Raw genomic sequence first — 1,724 nt, forward strand, 5'->3', positions numbered from 1 at the left:
TGAATTTTTCACATGGTGATTTTGAAGAACACGGAGCACGAATTAAAAATATCCGTGAAGCAGCAAAACTAACTGGTAAAACAGTGGCAATCCTGCTTGATACGAAAGGTCCTGAGATCCGAACGAATAATATGGTTAACGGTGCAATTGAGCTTCAGGCTGGAAAAAATATTATTGTCTCAATGACAGAAGTTGAAGGGACCGTTGATAAGTTTTCTGTTACATATGAGGGATTAATTGATGATGTTCATGTTGGATCTAAAATTCTTTTAGATGACGGCTTAATTGGTCTTGAAGTTACGAACGTAGATAAATCAAATAAAGAGATCCATACGAAAATTTTAAATAGTGGTACATTGAAAAATAAAAAAGGTGTAAACGTACCAGGTGTATCGGTTAACCTGCCAGGTATTACAGAAAAGGATACACAAGATATACTTTTTGGAATTGAACAAGGAATTGATTTCATTGCTGCCTCGTTCGTGCGACGTGCTAAGGACGTATTAGAAATTCGCCAGCTTTTAGAACAGAATAACGCAACGCATATCCATATTATCCCTAAAATTGAGAATCAGGAAGGTGTCGATAATATTGACGAAATCCTAGAATTCTCAGATGGTCTAATGGTAGCACGTGGTGATTTAGGTGTAGAAATTCCAGCTGAAGAAGTTCCACTAGTTCAAAAAATGTTAATTAAGAAATGTAATGCGAATGGGAAGCCTGTCATTACAGCAACACAAATGCTTGATTCCATGCAAAGAAATCCACGACCTACTCGCGCTGAGGCAAGTGATGTAGCGAATGCGATATTCGACGGTACTGATGCGATTATGCTTTCCGGTGAAACAGCTGCTGGCCAATATCCAGTCGAAGCTGTCCAAACTATGCACAATATTGCTTCCAGAGCAGAATCAGCATTAGATCACAAAGAAATTCTCTCAAGCCGCAGTAAAGATACAGAGCATAATCTGACCGATGCAATCGGACAATCTGTTGCACACACTGCATTAAACCTTGAAGTGAAATCCATTATTACCCCAACAGAAAGTGGACACACGGCAAGAATGATTTCTAAATATCGCCCGAAAGCAGCGATTGTTGCGGTAACTTCAATTGAGCAAGTTTGTCGTCGTCTATCCCTTGTATGGGGTGTTTACCCGCAGTTTGGCAATATTGCGACCGCAACTGACGAAATGCTGGATAATGCGGTTGAAGCGAGCTTAACTAGCGGTATAGTAAACCGTGGTGATTTAGTAGTCATTACAGCAGGCGTGCCTGTCGGTGAAGCTGGTACCACGAACTTAATGAAAATTCATGTGGTTGGAGATATCATTACAAAAGCACAAGGAATTGGCCGTAGGTCTGCGTTTGGTAAAGTGGTTATCGCACATGATGCCAAAGAAGCTTTAGATAAGGTAAAACCAGGTTCCATTTTGGTAACGATCGGTACGGATCGTGACATGATCCCGGCGCTTGAAAAATGTGCTGCTGTGATTACCCAAGAAGGTGGATTAACTAGCCATGCTGCTGTAGTTGGTCTAAACCTAGGCATCCCTGTGGTTGTAGGGGTAGATAATGCTTTTGGTTTGTTAAAAGAAGGTCAAGAAATAACCGTTGATGCAAAACAAGGAGTTATTTACAACGGTCATGCTAGCGTCCTATAAACTGTTTGTAAAAAAAGAAGGGGAAACCCTTCTTTTTTTATCTGATAAGAAAGTATAAGT

1 protein-coding gene is annotated in these 1,724 nt (G+C 40.4%); it reads left to right on the forward strand.

The features are described 5' to 3' along the window. A partial coding sequence (gene pyk / locus V7659_RS27525; RefSeq protein ID WP_335543259.1) for a pyruvate kinase occupies window positions 1-1,664 on the forward strand: 1,664 nt, incomplete at its 5' end. Window positions 1,665-1,724 lie beyond the last annotated feature (60 nt).

It is taken from the genome of Neobacillus drentensis (assembly GCF_036966985.1).
In the GTDB taxonomy this organism is placed as follows: Bacteria; Bacillota; Bacilli; order Bacillales; family Cytobacillaceae; genus Neobacillus; species Neobacillus drentensis_E.